20 protein-coding genes, 1 tRNA gene and 7 pseudogenes are annotated in these 23,453 nt (G+C 55.1%); 17 read left to right on the top strand and 11 right to left on the bottom strand.

Annotation, left to right across the window (positions count from 1 at the left end; translation table 11 throughout):
- Positions 1–256 precede the first annotated feature (256 nt).
- Positions 257–940 (top strand): YkgJ family cysteine cluster protein, encoded by a 684-nt coding sequence (locus JCM10550_RS08100; protein WP_245618894.1) that lies wholly within the window; start codon positions 257–259, stop codon positions 938–940.
- 511 nt (positions 941–1,451) lie between these two features.
- On the opposite strand, the gene JCM10550_RS08095 is transcribed toward JCM10550_RS08100, so the two are convergent.
- The 8 genes and pseudogenes from JCM10550_RS08095 to JCM10550_RS18590 form a co-directional block, all read right to left on the bottom strand.
- Positions 1,452–1,865: an S-adenosylmethionine decarboxylase gene (locus JCM10550_RS08095; protein ID WP_062398326.1), complete on the bottom strand. Its 414-nt coding sequence runs from the start codon at positions 1,863–1,865 to the stop codon at positions 1,452–1,454.
- A 469-nt stretch (positions 1,866–2,334) separates the two neighbouring features.
- Positions 2,335–3,359 (bottom strand): annotated as a pseudogene (locus JCM10550_RS08090) (ATP-binding cassette domain-containing protein).
- Positions 3,360–3,373: 14 nt separating this feature from the next.
- Positions 3,374–4,179: pseudogene (locus JCM10550_RS08085) on the bottom strand (ABC transporter permease).
- Positions 4,169–4,696, bottom strand: a complete 528-nt coding sequence (gene tsaA / locus JCM10550_RS08080) for a tRNA (N6-threonylcarbamoyladenosine(37)-N6)-methyltransferase TrmO (protein ID WP_062398324.1) — start codon at positions 4,694–4,696, stop codon at positions 4,169–4,171. The pseudogene JCM10550_RS08085 and the gene tsaA overlap by 11 nt, the downstream one beginning before the upstream one ends.
- Before the next feature lie 190 nt (positions 4,697–4,886).
- Positions 4,887–5,024 carry a substrate-binding domain-containing protein gene (locus JCM10550_RS24750; protein ID WP_281175326.1) on the bottom strand — a complete coding sequence of 46 codons (138 nt, stop codon included), beginning with the start codon at positions 5,022–5,024 and terminating at the stop codon, positions 4,887–4,889.
- 122 nt (positions 5,025–5,146) lie between these two features.
- Positions 5,147–5,545: pseudogene (locus JCM10550_RS24745) on the bottom strand (substrate-binding domain-containing protein); the annotation flags it as partial.
- A gap of 398 nt (positions 5,546–5,943) precedes the next feature.
- Positions 5,944–6,768, bottom strand: a complete 825-nt coding sequence (gene modA / locus JCM10550_RS08070) for a molybdate ABC transporter substrate-binding protein (RefSeq protein ID WP_062398320.1) — start codon at positions 6,766–6,768, stop codon at positions 5,944–5,946.
- A gap of 481 nt (positions 6,769–7,249) precedes the next feature.
- Entirely contained in the window at positions 7,250–7,576 is a 327-nt protein-coding gene (locus JCM10550_RS18590; RefSeq protein WP_157200071.1) for a hypothetical protein, read from the bottom strand.
- A 221-nt stretch (positions 7,577–7,797) separates the two neighbouring features.
- Between JCM10550_RS18590 and JCM10550_RS08065 the strand changes: the two genes are divergently transcribed.
- The gene (locus JCM10550_RS08065; protein WP_062398318.1) at positions 7,798–8,652 is read left to right on the top strand and encodes a TrmB family transcriptional regulator; all 855 of its coding nucleotides are present in this window, start codon (positions 7,798–7,800) and stop codon (positions 8,650–8,652) included.
- A 202-nt stretch (positions 8,653–8,854) separates the two neighbouring features.
- Entirely contained in the window at positions 8,855–9,220 is a 366-nt protein-coding gene (locus tag JCM10550_RS22565) for a class I SAM-dependent methyltransferase (protein WP_245618892.1), read from the top strand.
- Between the two features lie 969 nt (positions 9,221–10,189).
- Here JCM10550_RS22565 and JCM10550_RS08055 read toward each other — a convergent pair.
- Positions 10,190–10,267 (bottom strand) — tRNA-Glu (locus JCM10550_RS08055).
- 200 nt (positions 10,268–10,467) lie between these two features.
- On the opposite strand from JCM10550_RS08055, the gene JCM10550_RS08050 reads away from it, so the two are divergent.
- The gene (locus JCM10550_RS08050; RefSeq protein WP_062398315.1) at positions 10,468–10,806 is read left to right on the top strand and encodes a hypothetical protein; all 339 of its coding nucleotides are present in this window, start codon (positions 10,468–10,470) and stop codon (positions 10,804–10,806) included.
- The gene (locus JCM10550_RS08045; protein WP_062398313.1) at positions 10,803–11,078 is read left to right on the top strand and encodes a hypothetical protein; all 276 of its coding nucleotides are present in this window, start codon (positions 10,803–10,805) and stop codon (positions 11,076–11,078) included. The genes JCM10550_RS08050 and JCM10550_RS08045 overlap by 4 nt, the downstream gene beginning before the upstream one ends.
- Positions 11,079–11,122: 44 nt before the next feature.
- Here the strand turns inward: JCM10550_RS08045 and JCM10550_RS08040 are convergent, their stop codons facing one another.
- On the bottom strand, positions 11,123–11,419 hold the full coding sequence (locus JCM10550_RS08040; protein WP_157200070.1) for a hypothetical protein: 297 nt from the start codon (positions 11,417–11,419) through the stop codon (positions 11,123–11,125).
- 27 nt (positions 11,420–11,446) lie between these two features.
- On the opposite strand from JCM10550_RS08040, the gene JCM10550_RS08035 reads away from it, so the two are divergent.
- The 12 genes and pseudogenes from JCM10550_RS08035 (at position 11,447) to JCM10550_RS07970 (ending at position 22,266) form a co-directional block, all read left to right on the top strand.
- Positions 11,447–11,725: a hypothetical protein gene (locus JCM10550_RS08035; protein ID WP_218185154.1), complete on the top strand. Its 279-nt coding sequence runs from the start codon at positions 11,447–11,449 to the stop codon at positions 11,723–11,725.
- On the top strand, positions 11,722–13,104 hold the full coding sequence (locus tag JCM10550_RS22560) for a hypothetical protein (protein ID WP_157200069.1): 1,383 nt from the start codon (positions 11,722–11,724) through the stop codon (positions 13,102–13,104). The genes JCM10550_RS08035 and JCM10550_RS22560 overlap by 4 nt, the downstream gene beginning before the upstream one ends.
- A 57-nt stretch (positions 13,105–13,161) precedes the next feature.
- On the top strand, positions 13,162–14,337 hold the full coding sequence (locus JCM10550_RS19655; RefSeq protein ID WP_245618890.1) for a hypothetical protein: 1,176 nt from the start codon (positions 13,162–13,164) through the stop codon (positions 14,335–14,337).
- Positions 14,240–14,833 carry a V-type ATP synthase subunit E gene (locus tag JCM10550_RS08015; protein WP_172673813.1) on the top strand — a complete coding sequence of 198 codons (594 nt, stop codon included), beginning with the start codon at positions 14,240–14,242 and terminating at the stop codon, positions 14,831–14,833. The genes JCM10550_RS19655 and JCM10550_RS08015 overlap by 98 nt, the downstream gene beginning before the upstream one ends.
- Entirely contained in the window at positions 14,830–15,351 is a 522-nt protein-coding gene (locus tag JCM10550_RS08010; protein ID WP_062398300.1) for a hypothetical protein, read from the top strand. The genes JCM10550_RS08015 and JCM10550_RS08010 overlap by 4 nt, the downstream gene beginning before the upstream one ends.
- Positions 15,285–16,027: pseudogene (locus JCM10550_RS08005) on the top strand (V-type ATPase subunit). The gene JCM10550_RS08010 and the pseudogene JCM10550_RS08005 overlap by 67 nt, the downstream one beginning before the upstream one ends.
- Positions 16,024–16,335, top strand: a complete 312-nt coding sequence (locus JCM10550_RS07995) for a V-type ATP synthase subunit F (protein ID WP_062398294.1) — start codon at positions 16,024–16,026, stop codon at positions 16,333–16,335. The pseudogene JCM10550_RS08005 and the gene JCM10550_RS07995 overlap by 4 nt, the downstream one beginning before the upstream one ends.
- Positions 16,332–18,121 (top strand): annotated as a pseudogene (locus tag JCM10550_RS20540) (V-type ATP synthase subunit A). Before JCM10550_RS07995 ends, JCM10550_RS20540 begins: the two are co-directional and overlap by 4 nt.
- A pseudogene (locus JCM10550_RS07985) lies at positions 18,118–19,506 on the top strand (V-type ATP synthase subunit B). Before JCM10550_RS20540 ends, JCM10550_RS07985 begins: the two co-directional pseudogenes overlap by 4 nt.
- Positions 19,507–19,534: 28 nt before the next feature.
- Positions 19,535–20,194 (top strand): V-type ATP synthase subunit D, encoded by a 660-nt coding sequence (locus tag JCM10550_RS07980; protein WP_157200062.1) that lies wholly within the window; start codon positions 19,535–19,537, stop codon positions 20,192–20,194.
- Positions 20,195–20,340: 146 nt separating this feature from the next.
- Positions 20,341–20,955, top strand: a complete 615-nt coding sequence (locus JCM10550_RS07975) for a LysE family transporter (RefSeq protein ID WP_245618888.1) — start codon at positions 20,341–20,343, stop codon at positions 20,953–20,955.
- 183 nt (positions 20,956–21,138) lie between these two features.
- Positions 21,139–22,266 carry a GTP-binding protein gene (locus tag JCM10550_RS07970; RefSeq protein ID WP_062398290.1) on the top strand — a complete coding sequence of 376 codons (1,128 nt, stop codon included), beginning with the start codon at positions 21,139–21,141 and terminating at the stop codon, positions 22,264–22,266.
- On the opposite strand, the pseudogene JCM10550_RS07965 reads toward JCM10550_RS07970, so the two are convergent.
- Positions 22,253–23,388, bottom strand: a pseudogene (locus tag JCM10550_RS07965) (tRNA (guanine(10)-N(2))-dimethyltransferase). The gene JCM10550_RS07970 and the pseudogene JCM10550_RS07965 overlap by 14 nt on opposite strands.
- Positions 23,389–23,453: the final 65 nt, after the last annotated feature.

Genomic DNA, 23,453 nt, shown 5'->3' with positions numbered 1-23,453 from the left:
ACGTGACAACGATGTCCACGGAGCCGCTTTGCATCAGTTTCATGCCCTCAAGGCAATCCATCCGGTAAATCCGGTCGGTCTCTATGTATGACGGTATCTTCATTCGCAACCCTGTATCTATCTGGTATATTTTCCACTCATCGGATTTATGACGCGTGGTTGGTGAATGCCTGCCCGTAAAGAAAGGGGGGAAATATTTTCAAAAAGAAACATGTCTCCAGGTGAGAGAATCTCAAAGGCAGTACTTCATAGACGGTTGAGTGGACTAAAGGAGGAGCGTGAGCTTCTTGAAGAATATCCAGTGGAGGAGTATGCAGAGATCGTATGCGAGACCGGGTTTTCCTGCACCTGTTGCGGTCGCTGTTGCACGAAGGCAGTCAATGACCACGTATTTTTACTGGATGATGATGTGCGCCGCATCAGAGAGGCACATCCGGATGTCATGGTGCCCGCACCATATTTTGAGGCATGTGACCAGAACGGGCGGTTCTTTGTCTCCGGGTATGCCCTGAAAACACGGGACGGAAACATCTGCACATTTCTGAATGAATCCGGCCGGTGCCGGATCTACGCAGACCGACCCTTAATCTGCCGGGTGTATCCATATATGCTACACCAGGAGGCAGATGCATCCGGAGACCTGCGCGTGTGTCACATCTCCGGTCTGAACACCCACGGCGAGTACAATACACCCATGACCCCTGAAGAGGCGTCAGCAGTGGCAGAAGAGACAATGCGCTACGAAAAGGAATACCTCGACCATCAGATCCAATTCTTCCGGGCACTCATCGCTCTGTTTGAAAAAGATGGGCTCCGATATGTCCGCCGGACATATGATCTTGCAATGCAGGACTTCTGCCGCGGTGAAGCGGTGCCGGTCATGGTCTATTGCAATGGCCAGTTTGAAGAGATGTCTGTCTCCCCCCCTGATATGTATTAATCCGGCATAGCGGCCGGAAACATCCTTTTTTATCTACCGTCCGGCAACGGGTGACCCAACCACCAGTACACTTTACGGGAGGCGTGCACAGTGTATGGAATAATAACGGACCATGTATCTATATGGATAGGTCTGACAGAGAGCTAATGTCGTCTTTCCCTGTTGCAGCCCTTGGCTGAAGAATACTTTCACCCCCCCGCCCGGCGGGTATTTTTGAACAGAACCGATCAAGTAACAGATGGGGGGGATGAGGACACCCCCCCATTCAACACCTCCACATGCGAGGGGGGGAATTCACCGCAAATCAATTCCTTTCGTATGATTTAAGTCTGATCCAGACTTCAGATTCACATGACCTTTTTTTCTTTTTTTCCGGCACCGTATGGAGAAGGAGAAAGACAGTTCTCCAATCTATAATGAGCAGTGCAGAGGGAATACAGGTTTGACAAAATAGTATGTGCAGGAGTGTACTCCTACAAAAAAACGAGAATACGACCCATACGGGCCGTATTTAAATTCTGAACAGAACCTGTATGCTACAGGATTCGGCTTCAAAGAAATCTTTACAGAATTCTCCCATGATCTCGGGAGGATATTCCTTGCAGCTGAAGATATCAAGGTATGCCGCGTTTGTTTCATTGGCAAAGTGACCCGATATCAGCGAGGTTTCAATCAGCTGGGTCATGGAATATCCGGCAACCCGTTCATTCGGACCGAAATGTACGACCTGTGTCTCACCAAATCGTTTCATGTCAATGAGTTCGCACAGTTGCACGACAAACTCACGAATCATTTCCGCATCCCGGATGATTTCCGGGTTACATTTCTTGAGGTCGACTGCGGTCGCAAGACCCCAGGCATCTGACTCTCTGAATTGTCTGATGATTCCTTCATCAGATGTGGATACTACTGCTGTCTGTTCCATGCCTACTCCGACATAATGTTGTATCAATACATCATTTAATTGAAGATTTAATGGTTTTGATGAATATATTCTTGCAGAAATCCGATATTTCGGACAATTAGCAGTTAAATTAGATTTTATGCCCACTAAATTTTTATTTTTTGAATTAATCCAATTAACGACTGTTTTAATTATTAATATCTATTATGGAATTAACTAAATATATTCGATTTTGCCATAAATGAACCAAGTACGCCCCCCCACAGTGTTTTAAATTACTGACGGCAGACCGGCAATACCGGGGGATGCCGGAATTTAGATGCGCAGATCAAAGTGCGGGATGTCTGCATCATGGTCCAGTATGGGGTTTTTCTAGGAGGGGCTGCGATGAGGTGCCGCACCATATGGAACATATGAGTAATATCTGGATAAAAAAGGGTGATATCAGAATATATGCACGGAGCGTGCCATCACAGTAAGATATATCGTATCACCCACTTCTGCTCCAAGGGAGTACCACCCCCTGTCGGGTAACTGCGGCAATGAAGGGCAGACCCGTATCTACGTTAATCCTCACCATTGATCCATTATCCGCCACCCCCCCGGTGATAATGCCCGCAAAGGAATTTCGTGCAGTGGACTCGACCGGAGTGCGGGAGATCATGATATCCTCCGGCCGGATGGTGGCGGTGACATCGGCATTGTCCGTGCAGAGGGACGAACAGATGAGGTGTGCACCATCTGTTCCGTTCACAGTGATCTCAGAAAGGCCGTCTGCTACCGTGCAGGTGCCTCGGAAGATGTTCTGCACACCGACGAACTCCGCAACAAAATCGGAGTTTGGGTGCCGGAAGACCTCGTCGGGACTCCCAACCTGCATGATTGTTCCTTGGTGCATCACCGCCACCCGTGAGGCAAGTGAGAATACCTCCTCAAAGTTATGAGTGATATGGATGATCGTTGTCTGATAGGTGGCATGCAGGCGTTGTAACTCAAACCTGAGGCGCTCACGTGTCTGGCCGTCCAGGGCACTCAGAGGTTCGTCCAGGAGCAGGATGGAGGGTTCGAGTACGATTGCCCGTGAGATTGCCGCACGCTGCTGTTCTCCGCCGGAGAGGGTGTTCGGGTAGCGGTGTAACAGATGACCGATACCGAATATCTCTGCCACCTCACTCACTTTTTTTGCAATCTCGTCCGGGGGGGGCAGTTTCCGGTTCTTCAGGCCAAACCCAATATTCTCCGCAACCGTCAAGTGGGGAAGAGCATGTAGTCCTGATAAACCATGGTGATGTTGCGTTCACGGGGAGGCACAAAGGTTACATCCCTGCCATTGAGAGAAACCGTGCCCGAGTCAGGGGGGGGATACACCCCCCCGGCAATGGTCTCCAGAAGAATGGTCTTGCCGGCACCGGTGGGCCCGATGATGACAAAGTATTCTCCGTCCTCAACCGTGAGGGAGACATCGTCCAAGATAAACTCCCCCAGATCTTTAGATATATGTTCTATTGTCAGCATGATAGTCACCCGGTTTAGAATTTCGCCGATCCTCCAAAGTATTCAAAGACATAGAGGGATACCACCGATATCACCATCAGAATGATTGCAGCAGATATTGCCATCTCGAGTTCTCCGCAGGACATGTTCAGGAATAGGGAGATGGGTAATGTTTCGGTTTTCATCCGTGTGGCGCCCGCGATCATCAACGCCGCCCCCCCAAATTCACCTATGCCCTTTGCCCAGGTGATCACCGCACCTGCGAGAAATCCGTTCACTGCCATAGGTAGGGTCACCCGCCAGATGGCCTGCAGGTTGGTGCAGCCGAGAGTGCAGGCCACATATTCATACCTGGGAGAGATGTCAGTGAAGGTGGAGCGCATAATCCGCAGCATAAACGGCATGTTCACGAAGAACTGAGCGATGATGATGCCAAGTGGTGTAAAGACAAAGACAATACCGATGGATTCAAGGAAATCTCCGATGGGAGTCGTCCCAAAGAAGAGCAGCAGTCCCACACCCGCGACCAGCGGTGGCAGTGCAAGGGGGGGAAGATCGAGGATGGTACTCACGAAACTCTTTCCCCAGAAATCATACCGGGCAAGTGCATAAGCGGCAGGGACTGCAATCAGTATGCACAGGAGCGTTGATATGATGGATGTGACAAGACTAAGGTAGATGGCAAATTGGATTTCCTTGGTCATCAGGGATTCAATCACTGCTGAGGGGGGGATGGGTGGGTTACCACGAGGAGCAGCAGGGCGATGATAAAGCCGGTAAGCACAAGACCCACGGCGATGCTGAGAATTTTCACCCAGTTGCGTCGCAGGTCACTTCTCACGATTGGTTCTCTCCTTGTCTCTTAGGCCTTTTGGGGTGGCATTCCACGCACCGATGTCGTCCATGTGGGTGTTGTCCACCCATCCGTTCTCAACCTCCTCGCGGTGGTCAAACTGGTGCACATAGGGTTTGATATCAATGAGCGGCGTTCCGTCCAGAATGTCCACCTGTTCAATCTCAAGGATATTGTCATGGACGTCCAGAAGTCGCACAATGGAAAGTCCAATGGGGGGGTTGGGGGGGCGGTTGAAGTGGCGGATGGCAAAGATGCCACGTTCCTTTTCTCCGTCCAAAAATGGCTTTTGGGTCAGGTTCTTGCCGGTAGCCCGGTCAAAGTGATACAGGAGAATCAGGTGTGAGAATGATTCAATGTCATGGAGTCCTTCTGCAAACTCTTCAAAAACTTCCACTTTTCCACGTGAAGGATTGAATATCCCCCCCTGGATGGGGGGGGTGTTTTCATGTACTGTGTGTTCTGAGTGGATGATGCCAATTGGTTTGAAAATGATGTCTGTCATAATAATTTACCTTCTTACCTCATTTTTTGATTGTTTTTGCCTTAAAGAATGGTTTATGGATATATGCAGGCCCTGCCATTGAGATTTTTAGGTCATTATTTGTATCGAAATGCCCGGCAGATGTCAACGGATTTTCAGGCTCTGCAGATATCATGCTAAATAATTCCTGTAATTCCGGAAAAAAAGTGATTCAGGCATCCCCGTATTTTGCAGATGGGTATGTCTCGAATCCATGTTTTACAAAGATGGCTTTTCCTTCATCGGATGCGACGAAATCAGCAAATGCCTTTGCTTCTGCCGGGTTGTCGGAGAATGACAGGGTGGCCACCGGGACGACCTTGACAAATCCTTCTTCCTGGGGGGGATGTCCACCTGTTCGACATTGGAACCGCCGAGGAGGTCCTCCCAGATGATGGCAGCGTCTGCCTGCCCCATATTCATATAGACAATCAGTTCGTTTACGGTGGCGGAACGTACGATGATGTTGTCCTGCAGGTCTTCCCAAAGTCCTGCCTTATCATAGATCTTCTTAGTGGCCTTTCCGACGGCATTAGCGGTGGGTTCACCAATGGCGACCGTCACGCCGTCTTCAGTGAGGTCTTTGAGGCAGGTAATATTCTTCGGATTGCCGGGTTTGACTGCAAAGGCAAGTACATGATAGATGACATCCTCGCTTTCGCTAATAAATCCCTTTTCAGCGGCAGAATCTAGATATGCACGTGCACCGGGCATGTAACAGTCACCCTCATTGAGAAGTTCCATCTGGGAGAGCAACTGTGCTGACCCGGCGAAGGTGTATTTGATCACGGTGCCGGTCTGTTCTTCGTAGACCTGTGCAATTTCATCCATTGGTTCACGCAGTCCTGCACCGGAGTAGACAATCAGTGACTTTTCTTCAGTGGTAATCTGTCCTGCATCGTTTGCAGGTGCTGCATCTGAGGTGCATCCGCATACCATGCAGAAACAGAGTGCTGCTATGATGGCAACAAATGCCCAGCAATTTTTACTCATGTGAGTAACAATTGGGCGTGATTTTTTAAATGGGGGGGTGAGTTTTCCCGACGAGTTAATCATATGTGATTGATGATAATTCTGCCATATTATTGGCGCTATTTTTTGATTAAAAGGTATTTTATTAATTATTTGTGTTTTCATCAGATTTTTAAACCAGCATGTGAAATTAGTGGCGCGCACAGGCTCGAATAAATAAACCAGAGTATTTGAATTAAGGAAAAAAGAGAAAATGATTATGCATTCTCATACTTTGCACAGGGATATATCTCAAATCCGTGTTTCGCAAAGATTGCCTTGCCATCATCGGATGAGACGAAGGTAGCAAATGCCTGTGCATCATCTGGGTTCTCTGAGAATGAGAGGGTGCCGACAGGGATTACCTTGATGAACCCTTCGTTAATCGGGATGTTGACCTGTTCAAGGTCTGAGTTATCAAGAAGGTCTTCCCAGATGATTGCTGCATCGGCCTGTTCCATGTTCATGTAGACAAGCAGTTCATTGACAGTGCCGGACTGCACTACAATATTGTCCTGCATGTCCTCCCAGTACCCTGCCTTCTCTAGCATCTTCTTTGCTGCCTTGCCGACGGCAGGGCCAGTTGGTTCACCTATGGCGACACGGATGCTGTCATTGGTCAGGTCTGCAAGGGTGGTGATGTTCTTCGGGTTTCCGGGTGCGACAGCAATGGCGAGCACATGATAGATGGTCTGCTCACTGGAATTGATGAATCCCTTCTCATCAGCGGAGTCAATGTATGACTTTGCACCAGGCATGTAACAGTCTCCTTCCTGGAGAAGTTCAATCTGGGAGAGCAGTTGTGCTGATCCACTGTAGGTGTACTTGATCTCAGTGCCGGTCTGTTCCTGATAAACCTGGGCAATCTCGTCCATTGGTTCACGCAGTCCTGCGCCACAGTAGACGACGAGTGATTCTACGGACTTGGCCTCTCCTGCAACAGGAGTGGTGTCAGCAGGTGTGGCCTCGGATGTGCATCCGCAGACCATACAGCAGGCAAGTGCTACGATAAGGAGCACTGCCGGGAGATAGTTTCTACTCATATGTTCTATTCTGTGGTTTCTGGAATAAATGAGGATTGGATTGCTCTGCAGTTAAATGAATTAAGTTAATTCATATCTCTCGTGTCATTCCATAATCAGAAATATCTCATGACTGCTCTTCTCCTCACAGGCAATGATTCATGAAAGGCATTGTCAGTGTGAAAAATAGAAGATATCCGGGAATTGTTTGAATCGCCGGTTGGGTGATAGAATGTCATCATTGACATTGTGATCATGGGCATGACAGTCGTTTTGATAATTCTGATGTAGGGTATTTTATGGGATGGTTTGAACGCTCATTTCCGGGATTTCGCATCAAATATATGTCCGGGATCATCTGTACCAGGGATTTAATGGGTGCTGTATCACTGATGTTCATCAGTAAAAAAATGATGTGTGTATGATTTGATTCACCCTGGGATTGGTGTGCCCTCTTCGGTTGTTTGGATTGTGCACCTGTTGGAGATGATTCCATTTCTTTTCATGCATTCCCTGTAGGATTTCTGCAGGGAGTACATGCAGTGCAACATTCCATGCATCCTGAATGTGAGACGGGTGAATGAATGGTATGCCTGTGGTTTACAGGATTGATTTTAGCTGGTCGCTCCTGAGAATAATCGTTTATCAGGCTTTGGATAATATGGAGAGCCAATTCCGTGTCGGAGAAGCCAATCATTGGAATTCCACAGTTCCTGCTGAATCGCATGAGGTTTTCTCTTGATGCAATGGCGATAGAACCAGGATCTACTTCAATTCTCTCTGGAAGAATCTGATGCATTCCCGGTGATGTGATTTCTTCATTTTCCATGAAATTCCTATGGAGATACTCGATACAGTTCCGTACGTAGAGAGGGGGGGGATAATTCCTGTATCTGTCCAAATTTCATCTGTCCGGTGGTCTGAATACTGTGGGAAGGTGATTTGGTGCGGTATGTCTGGTGTGGTCAAATGGTATCTCTCCTCGCGGTGGCCATACATACGTTGATAGTTATTTGATATATACCAAATACAACTATGGGAGTTGCAAACATGAATTATATCACTTCGACCCTCCGATCTCTGGGATTTACCGAATATCAGGCAAAGGCATATGTGACACTGGTGGGATTTGGCATTGCCACCGCACGCGAAATTCATGAGAAAAGCGATGTGCCACACGGCAGAATATATTCCGTTCTGAAAGATCTGGCAGACAAGGGATATGTAAAAGTGCAGGAAGGCACACCGACCTATTATCAGGCAGTTAACCCGGGGGGGGAAGTGATCGGAACCCTCAAAGGGAAATTCAATGAACAAATTGATGCATCCATTGCAACCCTGAGTGAACTGCATTTTGAGACAAAAATCGAGTCACCGTTCTGGTCTATTCACAGCGAGTGGGGGGGAGTTAGAAACCGGATGAAGACGCTCATCCAAAATGCAAAAGATGAGATCATCATCTTCGCTGATAATCCTGAATTTCTCCACAAGACCATTCCTGAAATAAAAAAGGTGCACAAACGGGTGAATGTCACGATTCTCTCGGAAAATAAAGACTTCTACCGGCATATGCAGTTTCATGTTCATGAACCCGGGGGGGAGAGACTGAACGCTTTTTTTGATGAACTTCAGCGTGTGGAATTACCGGGCGGCATTTCCGTACAAGAACATGAACATCAGTTCTTTATGATTGTAGATGGGAGGGAGGCAATATCAGTCTCAACCTCTCCCGGGAAGATCCTTGGAACAGTCATAAAAATGCCTGTTCTGTCGTTTATGATGACCACACTGTTCAAACTTCTTGACCCTGCCATCGGAGCCGGACTGCCCGCTTCACTGCGTGAGGATGAACCGGGAAAAAGGCAGGAGTATGGATATGGTGATACTTCTGGGAAGACCTTGTGACCGGCGTTCCGGCATCATCTCCCCCCCGGTGTGCATCAAGCGGCATGTAAGAATATCTCCTGCGCGACCACAAGGGAGATATGATCCTATTTCCAATCGGAAAATGATGGATCAATCATTCATTTTTACCATTTTTGAGGGTCTGCCCAGGCAGGGTCCCGGTGACGACAGATGTACAAAAAAGGCATTTGAACGAACAGGTGTGAAAGCAGATGCGAATATTCTGGATATCGGATGCGGAAGCGGGATGCAGACCATTGCACTTGCAGGACTGTGCAGGGAGTGCAGGATTACTGCTGTTGATATTTATCAACCGTTTTTGGATGTTCTCAACGAGAGGGCAGCAAAGAGAAACCTTCTGTCACGGATAAATATTGTCCCTGCTTCCATGGATGAACTTCCTTTTGAAAAGGAAACATTTGATCTCATCTGGGCGGAAGGATCCATATTCATTATCGGAATCGGGAATGGAATCAGTCAGTGGAAAAATTATCTGAAACCGGGCGGAAAAATTGCATTCACTGATGTGGTATGGTTTTCCAAGACCCCCCATCCCGGGAATGTGTAAATTTCTTTGAGAAGACATATCCGGATATGAAAAAGGAGAATGATGTCTGTCGGATTCTTGAGTCGGAAGGCTATTCAAATATTCAAACATTCAGGCTCCCGGATTGTGCATGGTGGGATGATTACTATACGCCTCTTATGAAGAGAATTCCGAAGTTGAAAAAAAAGTATTCTGGCACAGAAGAAGAGGAAATGCTGGATCATATTCTGACTGAGATTGAGATGTTTGAAAAATACCCTGCGGAATATGGCTATACATTCTTTATCGCCGAAAAAACGGCACGTAATTGTCGGAATAGCCAATATAAATTCATTTTTTGGCCCGGTAGAAATCCTCTAAGAAACCGGAATTGCATCGAGGATATCTCAACCCATGGAATTCCGATTTATTCCGGGGGAAATCACCCGGATGTGCTGTTTGGTGACCCCCCCTGCAAGCTACGGAATATAATTCGCACCCATCCGGGCAAAAATCCCACAATCTGATTAAGAAACGATTAAATAACCCATAACAAGCTTGCGCCTGGGAATATTGTGTCCACACAGAAGCCCTGAGATAGCTGATCTCAGTCGAGACGATCCATATGTCCTCCCAAAAATATCTGACAATAGCGACCCCCTAATAGTCCCCGATAAATCGTAATTTTTGCAGATAAAAGGCATTGCAGCGATATTTTCTTTGCAGGAAAAATGAGCAAAAAATACGCCCGTTTTACCCTTAAATTTCCAAACTCAGAGGATCAAAGAGGGGGGGCAAAAAACAGAGATGATGCAACAAGAATCTGGTTTCCGATATTCATCTGATGATTCGTTTATGTGCGGAGATATTCTTTCGCTTCATAGCATTTCTCCAGAGCCAAAATTTCAGCTTCAGACACGGAAGCAGACAGGATAACTGCATCTGATGAGTTGTATGCAGTAAATACAATGTATTCAAAACAGATAAATCATCAAAACAGTCGCAAAATGATGCTGATATGGGGATTCGAACCCCCCCAGTCGCAGGAGTGAGAGTCCTGCATGATTGGCCGGACTACACTATATCAGCAGTGTTGTAGTGCCTACTAAGATAGGTCTGGTTCTTACTTAAATTTACGTATTTGTCATTTGAGTTTTACCGCTCCGGCGATCAACCCGATGGTAAACCCATGTCGGTCCCTCAACAAAAAATCGGCCCGTCCCTCCCTGCAGGGGCGAAATGCTTAATGACTGGCGGGGGGGATATCAACACACAGGAGGGGGGGTTGTGTGCCATTCCAGGAGATCGTCCGTATCCGGGAGGCAGAGGCAGCGGCGCTTGCCGTCATCGAACAGGCACGCGCCGAAGCGGATGCCCACATCCGTCAGGCCCGTGCCGATGCCCGGGCGAAAGAAGCAGACGCCAGAGAACGGGCCGAAGCTGAAGTGGCGGCGGCGATCACCGCTGCAGAAGAAGAGGCAACCGCCGAGGCGACGAGAATTCATGCAACGGCAGCAGCAGAGATGGCAGGTATCCAGGACGCAACCGATGCCGGACTTGATGAGGCCATCTCCTTCATTGTCGGGGGGGAGGTGACCGGGGGGGCATGCTCAGACCCGCTGAGATGACACGGCTCACCATAGGAGTGCACGCTGCAAAACGAGATGCGATGGTCGCCGCCCTGCACGAGGCGGGGGTTGTCGAACTGCGACCGATCGTTGATGAGGCACCGCTCCGCGAACTGGTCACCCCCCCATCCCCCCCGCGCTCACCGGTGATCCCCCCCGACATTGCCGCAGCCCGCTCCCGTATCGAACGGGCCGTGGAAATTCTTGCAACAGTCACACCGGAGAAAAACCCGGTGGTCGCCCTGCTCTCCCCCCATCAGACGAAAAAATAGCATTCCCCCATCACCGACGCTGCGTCCGCCCTCGAAGCGGCGGCTCAGTTCTCCGACATCACCGACACCATCATCGCCCTGCATACCCGTGATACTGCCACAACAGAACGTCTGGCACGGCTGGATGAGGAAGAACAGATGCTTCGCCTGCTGCTCCCGTTCGGCATCGAACCCGGCCAGATTGGCCAAACCAGTCTCCTTGCGGTGCGGGCGGGAATCATCCCGGCGGGTGTCTGTGTCGATACGGAGACATACCTGAGAAAAGAGATGCCGGAACTCGCGATACCGTTTCTGTTCTGCGGCACGGGAGACCAGCGACAACCGTCGTTATCATTACGCACCCGGATGCGTCAGTGGAGGCAGACCGGGTGCTTCGGACACTCACATTCCGGGAGTTCACCCCCCCGGAGACCGCGGAGGGCACGGTATCAGAAGGCATCACCGCCATACAGACCGAACGAAACCAGCTTCGCCAGCAGCAAACAGAGATCCGCTCCTCCCTTGAAGAACTGGCCCGGATCCATCTCATCCCGCTTGAGGCGATGGCAGAGGAGCTGGGCGTCATGCGGGAGCGGGAGGATGCCGCCCCCTCTCTTGGGAAAGACCGGTTCTCTCACCGTCATGCAGGGCTGGGCCAGGTCCGATGACCTGCCACGGATACAAACGCTTTGCGACCGTTCGACAGGCAGCCTCTCCTTCTACACCACCGCACCTGCCACAGGCACGGTGCCGTCGGCCTTCGACCACCCCCGCTGCTTGCGCCCTACGGATTTCTCACCGCCATGTTCGGGATGCCCGCATACGGCAGAATCGACCCACACTCTTCCTGGCACCGGTGCTTGTCCTCACCTTCGGGATCATGCTCGGTGATGCCGGGTATGGCCTTTTGCTCGTTCTCATCGCAGCGCTCCTCCTCCGCGGAACCGGGCATACGCCGGGCACCACCCGCGACCTTGCCCTCGTCCTCTCTGCCTGCGGTGCGGCGGGCACTATCTTTGGTCTCTTGATGGGGAGCGTCTTCGGCAACCTGCCCGCCTTTTTTGGCATCACCCTGCCGTTTACGCTCATCGAACCCCTCAATGACCCCCCCTCTCCCTCCTCCTTCTGGCGCTTGCATCGGCATCGCACACCTCAACCTCGGTCTTGTGATTGCCGCATCCGAACACCTCCGGTGCAACGAACGCCGAACGATGCTCTATTCGGAAGGCACCTGGTTTCTGCTCCAGCCTGTGCGGCTGTCCTCATCCTCACCTTCTTTGGCTGGGCCACATTCTCATCCCTCATCATCGCACTTGCCGGGGGGGCCGGGGGGGCAATGGTCGCTATCGGGGGGGGTATCCTCCGGGATAACGGCCCGCTCGGCTTCTTCTCCCTCACCGGCTACCTCGGTGACTGGCTCAGCTATTCCCGTATCCTTGCGCTCGCCCTCGCCACCGGTGGCATTGCGATGATGATCAACATCCTCTCCGGGATGATCGCCGGAGTCGGCCCCCCCGTCTTTCTCATCATTGGCATACTCTTTGGCATAGCAGGGCATGCAGCAAACCTCGTCCTGCAATGCTCGGAGGATTCATCCATGCACTGCGCCTCCAGTATGTGGAGTTTTTCGGGCGGTTCTTTGACGCAGGTGGCAGGGCCTTCTCTCCCTTTGCAGCACAGCGGACGCATACGATGCCACCGGAGGAATGCGATGCCCGTTGATGCAGGCACCATTCTCGCCGTGACCGGAGCGGGTCTTGCCGTCGGCCTCTCCGCCATCGGGTCGGGCATCGGTGTCGGCATCGCCGGTGCGACAGGGGCGGGTGTCATCGCGGTCAGGCCGGAAAAATTCGGACGGGCACTCGTCTTTCAGGCAGTGCCCCCCCAGACCCAGGGCATGTACGGCCTGCTTGTCGCGGTTCTCATCCTGCTTGCAACCGGTGTCATCGGCGGTGGGGGGCGGGGGATGTGCCCCCCCTCCCCCCCCTCGGCCTTGCCGCGGTCGGTGCGGGCCTTGCAACCGGCATCTCCGGATTCTCAGCGATAGGACAGGGGGATTGCCGCATCCGCAGGCATTGCGGCCACCGCCGAGCATGACTCTGCGATGGGCAGGAGCCTAATCTTTGCCGTCATCCCGGAGACCCAGGCCATCTATGGCTTGCTTGTCGCCATTCTCATCATGGCCTTCAGCGGACTTCTGACCGGCGACGCGGCGGCGACCGAGGCGACCGGCCTTGCCGCCATCGGATGCGGTCTTGCGGTGGGCATCGCCGGACTCTCCGCCATTGGCCAGGGCATCGCCGCTGCGGCAGGCTCCGCCGCCTCCGCCGAGCATGAAGAGAGCTTTGGAAAGAGTCTGGTCTTCTCGGTAATACCCGAGACACAGGCGATATACGGTCTTCTGGTGGCCATTCTCATCATGGCCTTCACCGGTATGATTGCCGGGGAGCCTTCCGGGAATCTGGCCCTCGGGTTTGCCGCCATCGGGTGCGGGTTTGCCATCGGGCTTGCCGGCATATCCGCCATCGGTCAGGGCATCGCCGCTGCGGCGGGCACCGCGACAACCGCCGAGCATGAGGAGAGTTTCGGCAAGAATCTCGTCTTCTCGGTGATACCCGAGACGCAGGCGATATACGGCCTGCTCGTTGCCATCCTCATCATGGTCCTCACCGGTATGATCACCCGCGATCTCACCGCCACCCTTGCCGCCGGGTTTGCCGCCATCGCCTGCGGATTTGCCGTAGGCTTTGCCGGCATCTCCGCCATCGGTCAGGGCATCGCGGCATCCGCAGGCATTGCCGCCACCGCTGAAAACGAGGAGATGTTCGGGAAGGGACTGGTCTTCACCGTCATCCCGGAGACGCAGGCAATATACGGCCTCCTCGTTGCCATCCTCATCATGGCCTTCACCGGCATGATCACCCGCGATGTTACGGCAACGGCCGCCGCGGGTCTGGCCGCCATCGGTGCCGGTTTTGCCGTCGGACTGGCCGGTCTTTCTGCCATCGGTCAGGGGGGGATGACGGCCGCCTCCGGCATCGGCGCACCGCACAGCGGCGGGAGGCGATGGGGGGGCAAGCCTCGTCTTTGCCGTAATGGCAGAGACCTTTGCGATATTCGGCCTCCTCATCGCGGTGTTAATCATGTTCGGCATCGGGCTCTTCGGAGGTGCGTGAATGGGCGTGGAGGAGATCATTGCGCGGATAAATGCGGATGCCGACGCAGAGGCCGCCCGGATACGGCAGGTGGCAGCAGACGAGGCGGCCCGTATCCAGCGTGAGGGGGAAACGGCGGCAGAGGCGGCATACACCACCATCACCGCGGACGGCAGGAGGGAGGCGGCGGCCCGGCAGAGAAGAATTATCGCACGAGCACAGCTTGCCGCACGGGGGGGCAATGTGCGGAAAACACGAGAGGAGGGCATCACCCGGTGCTTTGCCGGGGCCAAAGAGCATCTCTCTCTTCTGCCCCCCCACCTGCCAATCTATCCCGATGTGCTACGTCACCTGATCACAGAAGGACAGGAGGTCATCGGGCCGGGAACGCACGAGGTGCTCTTCCGGGAGGAGGATCAGGATGCCGCAGAAACGGCACTCGCGGCATTCCCGGATGTCACCGCCGCCCTGCTGCGTGAAACAACGACTGACCGCAGCGGGGGGCGGCATTGTCATCACCTGCCGGATGCACCGGTGCGACCAGCGGATCTCCGCCAGATGCGAGCGAATGCGGGAGCGTTTGACCCGGGAAACAGCGCGAATACTCTTTGGCGGCCATGACTAACCTCTCTCTCTCATCCCTCTTCTCCGATCTGCTCTCCGGGGGGGACGGTGCAACCGCACTCCTCGTTGCGGCCCTCGCCATTGCTATCCTCATTGGTCTGATGCTCGCGGCATCGGCCGGATACTTTCGCATCATCCTGAATATTGCCGTCTTCGCCCGGCCGGATGCACGGGTGCGGGCGATAGGCAATCCGATGGTGGACCCGGTGACAGCTGCTGTCGTGCGTGAGGCGCATACCCTGCACGATCTCTTTGACCGCTTCCGAACCGCCGGCCACCCCCCCTTTCCTGCAGTAGGAGAGATGAACATAGACATCGCAGAACGGACCATCCGCGGGTATTATTACGCAAAGGTGATGAGCCTCAGTGAGAATGTGCCAGACAGTGTGCGCCATTTCTTTGCGGCATACGGGAGATGCTTGTCGCACGGGAGGCCGCCGGGATCATCATGGGCCGGGCCGGGAACATCTCTCCCGCAGACCTTGAGCAGCGGACCTCTTCTGCCGGCCCGTTAACACCGGAACTGGTGCGCAAGGCCGCTCATGCCGCAGGGCCCGAGGATGCGCTCAACCGGTTTGCCCAGACACCCTTCGGGCCGGTGCTTGCCGCCGCATACCGTACGGCGGCAGGTGACCCGGCCCGTTTCTCTGCACGGGTGCAGACTGCCCTGCTGGGGCGCCTCTCTCTTGCGGCCCGGAGTGTGGACATCTCCCTCTCACCGCCGGTCACCGAGACCGCCGGCCGGATGATCGATCTGGCAAACATCCGGGCATTAATTCGTGCCCTCTCGCTGGGTATGGGGGGCGAGAGGAGACTGGCCGTCACCTCATCCCGGAGAGGGTTTGAAATCACCGGCGACCGGTTGGAGCAGGCAAGACGGGCCGGTTCCCTGCCGGACCTCATACCGGCACTGGCGGGGGGACACGATATGAACCATATCTCTCCCGTTATCCGGAGGCAGTCAGAGATGAGAACATCCCTGTTTTAGAGGCAGCCCTTGACCAGTGCATGCTTGACTCAGTGCGTGCGGTCTCAAACCAGTATCATCTGGAGAGCGGCCCTTTGCTCCGCTACATCGTCACCCTCGGATATGAGGTACAGAATATGCAGGCAATCGCTGGAGGGGTTGCCGTCTCCCTACCGCCTGAAGAGATTACACAGCTGCTGGTGCTGGAGGAGATGAACGAATGAAGATCATTGCCATCGGTGACCGTATGATGGTGGCCGCCTGCAGGGCGGGAGGTATCACGAACAGCATCGTCTGCCGTGATGCAGAGGAGGCACGCCGTGCCCTTGAAGAGGTGCTGACGCATCCGGACACCGGTGTCGTCTGTGTGCTGGACCAATATCTGAAAGATATACCGATCCCTTCACCGAAGGAGGCGTACCCGGTTATCATCGGCATTCCCGGACCGGCAGGCCCGGTTCACGGTGAGGATGCCGTCTCTGCCGCGGTCAGAAAGGTCGCGGGCAGGCATATGCCGGGGGCAGGCCCATGACCGGCCGCATCATCCGTATCACCGGTCCGGTGGTGGAGGCGGACCGTATGCGGGGGCGCTCATGTATGAGGTGGTTCGTGTGGGGAGGCCACCCTGATCGGCGAAGTCATCGAGCTCTCCGAGGATGTGGCGACGATTCAGGTGTATGAGGATACCACCGGACTTGCCCCCCGGGTGAACCGGTGGAACGAACCGGCGCCCCCCCGCTCTCCGTTGAACTGGGCCCCCCCGGCCTGCTGGGCATGGTCTATGACGGCATCCAGCGTCCGCTGGAAGTGATACGGGAAGAGATGGGCGCATTCATCATCCGCGGCGCCGCGTTCCCGGCTCTTGACCGGCAGCGCACCTACGCATTCACCCCGACGGCCGCACCGGGCACTGCGGCCACACCCGGCACGGTTATCGGCACAGTAGAGGAGGGCAGGTTTACGCACACCATCCTCGTCCCGCATGGCAGGAAGGCACTTTTACCCGTGTGGCAGGTGCCGGAGAGTATACCGTGACAGCCGATATCGCAACCGTTCAAAGCAATGACGGAACAGAGACGCCGGTTGCCATGCTCCGCCGCTGGCCGGTGCGGGTGGCACGACCGGTCGCAGAGAACCTGAAACCCGGTGACCCCCCCTGATCACCGGGCAGCGGGTTCTTGATTCCTTCTTCCCCCCCATCGTCAAAGGCGGGACGGCGGCGGTGCCCGGACCGTTCGGTGCCGGAAAGACCGTGGTTCAGCATCAGCTGGCCAAGTGGTCGGATGCGGACATCATCGTCTATGTGGGCTGCGGGGAGCGGGGCAACGAACTCGCAGACGTGCTGCGCCAGTTCCCGGCCCTCACCGACCGAAGAGCGGGGGGGAGCCCCCTGATGGAAAGAACGGTTCTTATCGGCAACACCTCGAATATGCCGGTGGCCGCACGGGAGGCCTCGGTGTATACCGGCATCACCATCGCCGAATACTACCGTGACATGGGCTATGACGTGGCCTGATGGCCGACTCCACCTCCCGCTGGGCCGAGGCGATGCGGGAGATCTCCGGGCGTCTGGAGGAGATGCCGGGCGAGCACGGATATCCGGCCTATCTCGCCTCCCGGCTGGCGTGCTTCTATGAACGGGCAGGACATGTCCGGGTGCTGGGCCCGTCCGGGAGGACGGGTTCGGTCTCGGTCATCGGTGCCGTCTCACCGCCGGGTGGGGGGGACTTCTCCGAACCGGTCACCCAGAACACGCTCCGGGTCGTCCGGGTATTCTGGGCACTGGACGCGGACCTTGCCCATGAACGCCACTTCCCCCCCGCGGTCAACTGGCTCACGTCCTACTCCCTCTACCCGGATGACGTGGAAAGGTGGTGGAACGAGCATGTGGGCGACCAATGGGGGGGGAGATGCGCAGGAGCATGATGACCATTCTCCAGAAAGAGAGTGAACTCGAGGAAATTGTCCAACTGGTGGGACCCGACGTGCTGCCGGAGGACGACAAACTCTCCCTGCATATCGCGGAGTATATCCGGGAGTCATTTCTGGTTCAGTATGCCTTTGACCCGGTGGACACCTTCTGCGCCCCCCCCGACAAGCAGTATATGATGATGCAGCTCATCACCGATTACGCCCGTTACGGCAGGGAGGCGGTGGCAGGCGGCATGCCAGTCTCTGCAATTGCAGCCCTGCCAGTAGCAAAACACCTGTTGCGTCTCGGTGCGATTCCGGATGCCAACTTCCGGGAGTATTTTGAGGAGACCGAACGCCGGATGAAAGACGCGTTCCCCACCCCCCCTGACGGAGAGAGACTATGACCTCGCCCGCACGGGAGTATACCTCGGTCGTCCGGGTGGCTGGCCCCCCTGATGGCTGTCTCCGGTGTCGGCGATGCAACATACGGCGAGGTGGTGGAGATTCGTCTGCCGGGAGGCGAGAGACGCCGAGGGGGGGAGGTGTTGGAGAGCCGTTCCGACCTCGCCATCGTTCAGGTGTTCGGTGGGACACAGGATCTTGACACCGAGATCACGTCGGTCCGGTTTACCGGATATCCAATGCGCATGGTCGTCAGCCCCCGATATCATCGGCCGAGTATTTGACGGGGGGCTGCCGCTCCGGCTGACGGCGGCGGGCCGGTGATTCCCGGAACGGTGATGGACATCGCCGGTTCAGCGGTCAACCCGACCGCCCGTGCCTACCCGGAGGACTGCATCGAGACCGGCATATCGGCAATCGACGGCATGAACACTCTTGTGCGGGGGGGACAGAAACTGCCGATATTTTCCGGTGCGGGACTGCCACATTCCATGCTTGCCGCCCAGATTGCCCGGCAGGCCCGTGTCCTGAGAAATCACGAGGAGTTTGCCATTGTCTTTGGTGCGATGGGGGGATCACCAACGAGGAGGCACAGTTCTTTCTGGATGAATTCGAGGATACCGGCGCTCTGGAGCATGCGGTGCTCTTCATCAACCGTGCCGATGACCCCCCCGCCATCGAGCGTATCATCACCCCCCCCGCCTTGCCCTGACCACCGCGGAATATCTCGCCTTTGACTGCGGGATGCATGTGCTTGTCATCCTTCAGGACATCACCGCCTACTGTGAGGCATTGCGTGAGGTCTCCGCCGCCCGTGACGAAGTGCCTGCCCGCCGGGGGGGATATCCCGGATATATGTATACTGACCTTGCCTCCATCTTTGAACGGGCCGGGCGGATTCACGACAGGAAAGGGTCGATCACCCAGCTGCCCATCATCTCCATGCCGGATGACGACATCACCCATCCGGTGCCGGATCTGACCGGCTACATCACTGAGGGGGGGCAGATCGTCCTCTCCCGTGACCTCCACCGCAAGGGCATCTACCCGCCCATTGACGTCCTCCCCCCTCTCTCTCCCGCCTGATGGCCGGGGGGGTATCGGAGAGAAGAAGACCCGCAAAGATCACGGGGGGGCGGTCTCAGACCAGTTGTATGCCGCCTATGCTAAGGGGGGGAGACGTCTGGAAAGCTTGTCACCGTCATCGGTGATGAGGGGCTCAGTGACGCGGACCGGCGCTACCTCTCGTTTGCCGCACGGTTCGAGCGGGAATACATCGGGCAGGGACGAGCCGGGGGGGGCGCAGCATTGCCGAGAGCTTGATGCCGCATGGAACCTCCTCTCCCTCTTCCCGGAGGAAGAACTCAACCGCATCCCGACCGACTGATTCAGACCTATCGCGGGGGTGAGAACGGGTGAGCAGGCAGAACATGCGGGGTGTCCGGCCCACCCGGATAGAGCTTTTGATGATCAGAAAACGGATCGTGGTGGCAGAGAAGGGGGGGCATGAACTCCTGCAGGAGAAGCTGGATACGATGGTGATGGAGTTCTTCCGCCTCCGGGAGAGACGAGAGGGTCTGCGCATAGAGACCGAGGCGGCCTTTGCTACGGCATACCTGCCCCCCCTGCAGCGTGCCGGAATGCTGATGGGACAGCGCGGGCTGGAAGAAGCCCTTTCCCTGACGAGCCCTGCTGAAGAGATTGATATGGGCACCGTCACCGTGATGGGCACCCCCCCGGTGCCCGCGATCACGCTGCCGGAACCCTTCCGCGACTGCCGGGAACCAGGGTATCCGCTTGCCCTGCCCTCCGCCCATCTGGATGCGGCATACCACCAGGGCGAACAGGCGGTGAAGACCGCCCTCCGCCTTGCGGAACTGGAAGGATCTCTCGTGCGTCTGGCAGACCAGATCGCCGTGACCCGGCGGCGGGTCAATGCCCTGGCAAACATCCTGATTCCCTCGCTGTATAACACCGCCGCCTATATCGAGGACTATTTGGAAGAGATGGAACGGGAAGACATATTCCGGAGAAAACGGGCAAAAATGTCCCGTTCCGGAGGGCTCCTCCCGTGAATACTGAAGATTACAGCCGAATCTTTGTTCTGCTCCGGCTCGCAGGCGCTGCAGCGCTTGCAATCGACGGGATCGTATTTCTGCTCGTCTTGGTATGACCTGCCTTGCCCTGCCTGCCGGTAGAGAGAGGTGTTTTTATCGATTCCGTGGGAGCAGCACTCATCATTGGATTTGTGATCGGGCTTTCCGGGGCTCTGGCACCCGGCCCCCCCACCCTGATTGCAACCATTCGGGGATCCATTCGTGAGGGGTGGACAGCGGGGCCGAAGATCTCTGCAGGGCATGCAGCCATTGAAGCGGCGGTTGTTCTGGTCATTATTGCAGGTATTGCAGCGGCCGCAGAGACCATCTCCGTTCCCGTTGCCCTTGCAGGTGGCGCTGTTCTGATGGAATTTGGTTTTCTGACGGTAAAGGAAAGTATGAATGCGGGCATTGCTACCGATGCCACCGGATCCGCCGAAAACCCGTACGCCGCAGGTGCGATAACCAGTGCGGCAAATCCTTATTTTTGGATCTGGTGGCTCACGGTGGGAAGCAGTCTTGTCCTGGAGGCCCTCGCCGCAGGGCCTCTGCTGGTTGTTGCCTTTATGGCCGGGCACTGGGCCTCTGATTTTGGATGGTTCAGCCTTATTGCTGCGGGGAGTGCCCGGGGAACGTCCGTGCTTTCGGTCCGCCAGTACCGCATTGTTCTTGCAGCCTGTGGAGTGTTTCTCATCATCTTCGGAGCATCCTATCTCTTCAGAACGGTTTCCGGGTGGTGAGGCGGACCTGTGATAGTGCGGAGGATCCCTTCCGGGTGATTCCGATGCATGTCATCTCGTTTTGGGCTTATTTGATGAAACAAAACCCATCACATGGATTTCTGTGACAGCAGATATTCTGCACAAAAACCGGCAGATACACTATCCATAAGTAGTGTCCCGCCGATATGTATAGCACCACCAATGGCCACAATCGAAGACGAAATAAAACTCATCGAGGACGAAATTCGCAATACCAAATATAACAAAGCGACCTCCGGGCATATCGGAAAGCTCAAGGCAAAGGTCGCCCGCCTTAAAGACGATGCCGTCTCCCGTGCCATGGCCTCCTCCGGCGGCGGTGAAGGATATTCGGTAAAGAAATCCGGTGACGGAACCGTTGTCCTCGTCGGTTTTCCGTCTGTTGGTAAGTCCACACTCCTGAATAAACTGACCAACACCGAGAGTGCATCTGCGTCCTATGCATTCACCACCCTTACTGTTGTGCCCGGTTCCATGGAACACAAAGGGGGGGCAAACATCCAGATTCTCGATATCCCGGGTCTGATTGCAGGAGCTGCAATGGGTAAGGGACGAGGCAAGGAAGTAATTGGTGTGGTACGGGGGGGTGCTGACCTCATTCTGCTTCTGGGTGATGTCTACAATGAAAAGCACATCAACGTCCTTATCAGGGAACTCTATGACGCCGGTATCCGCCTGAATAAAGAAAAACCGGACATCACCATATCGAAGAGGGGGGGATACGGCGGTCTCCGGTTCAACACGGTCGGAAACACGGGCCTCGATATCGATGATATCCGCCCCCCCCTGCTTGCCGACAACAAGATTGTAAATGCCGACATCCTGATTCGCGGAGAGGTGACACAGGACGACTTTATTGACGCGATGTTTGGCAACCGTGTCTATGTGCCAGCGTTCTTTGCCGTCAACAAGGTTGATCTGGTCGACAAGGAGACCCTGGCCCAGATCGATGAGGATGTAACGGAGCGCTTCGGCCGTCCGCCCATTCTTCTCTCTGCCGTCAGCGGATACAACGTTGAAACCCTCAAGGATGAGATATTTGATCAGCTGGGTTTCATCCGCATCTACATGAAGCCCGTGGGTGGCAAGGCGGATCTGGAAGAACCGCTGATCATCCGAGAACCGGCGACCGTGGAGGCAGTCTGTACAAAACTGCACCGGGACTTTGTCGAGAAATTCCGCTATGCAAAAGTGTGGGGGGGCCCGTCAGTGAAGCATGACGCCCAGCGGGTCGGCCTGTCACACCGACTCATTGACGGCGATATCCTGACCGTTGTTACTCGCGCGTAGATACCGTATCCCTGAGCACAGACAGGGGGGGTGCATCTGTTTTTATTCCCCGCCCGTCATAATGGGTCCGTGATGCCTGATATCCTGCATCACGGATGGCGGCAATGACCGTCTCCATCGGAGACGGTGAGGTATGCCAGAGTTTGGCAAGCCGGTGGTAATTGTAGAATGCCGGGGGGGTGGGCAGCTCTTCATCCAGCAGGGTGACCAGCCGTGCGAGCACACTCTCTCCCTGCCCGTCAGCCTCCAGATCCGCTGCCAGCTGTGCGAGCACCTCGTGGTTGTTGATGGGGCCCACCCAGAGGGGACCAATCCTACTCATTTTGGCACCGCACTCCGGGCATTCCTGCACGGACGGAAGTAAGGCAGCCTCGGATGTATGCCACGGGCACGCGGGGCACTGGTGGATATACCCCCCCATATTTTTGAGGGCCTTGTCCCCCCCCTGCCCGCACCGTTTGTCATGCGCAGGTGGAGGCGGACGAAGTGCTCCCGTGCAAAGCAGAAGAGCGGTTCAACGCCGCGGTCGTATTTTACGGTCTCGCGCACGACAAATCCCAGAAGCAGGCGCAGGCCCACCTCGCTGTGATATTCGTTATTCATCGGGCGGGCACCATACCGGCGGATGCCTGCCTTCAGGTGTGCCCCCGCAGAGGGGGGGGCGGTGTCGGTGGCGGTGACAAAGAGGTAGTGACGTGCGCTGGTGGCCGCGATATCCACAAAGGGTGCGGGTGTGCCAAACGGATCGAGGTCAACGACATCAAACCGTTGTCTCAGCATCACCGCCCTGCAGTCCTCTTCGGTAACCGTGATATCACTCTCCGGATACAGAGTCGCGTTCTTCCGGATCAGGGCCGCTGCCTCCGGACTGTAGTCATTGATCGTGACCGGTATGCCCCCCCGTTCGTGTGCCACCCTCAGGCCGCGGACGCCGGACGCGGCCATGGCGTCAAAGTATGATGACACTTCCAGCTGACGGAGAAGGTAGTTCGTGCTGTCGCGGTTCAGCCGCATCCGGTCATTAAAGAAGACCGGCGCACTTCCGGGCGGGAATGAACTGTTCTCGTCCTGTTCGGGTATAAAAAACCGGGTACTTCCTTCCATAACCTCTCTGTCGCTCATCGCATCTGAAACGTGGTGGTTCGGAAATCTTATACCTTCTGATGTTGAGTATTATAGGCACAAGT

It is taken from the genome of Methanogenium cariaci JCM 10550 (assembly GCF_001315945.1).
GTDB lineage: Archaea > Halobacteriota > Methanomicrobia > Methanomicrobiales > Methanomicrobiaceae > Methanogenium > Methanogenium cariaci.
This window is presented reverse-complemented; position numbering and strand designations above follow the sequence as displayed.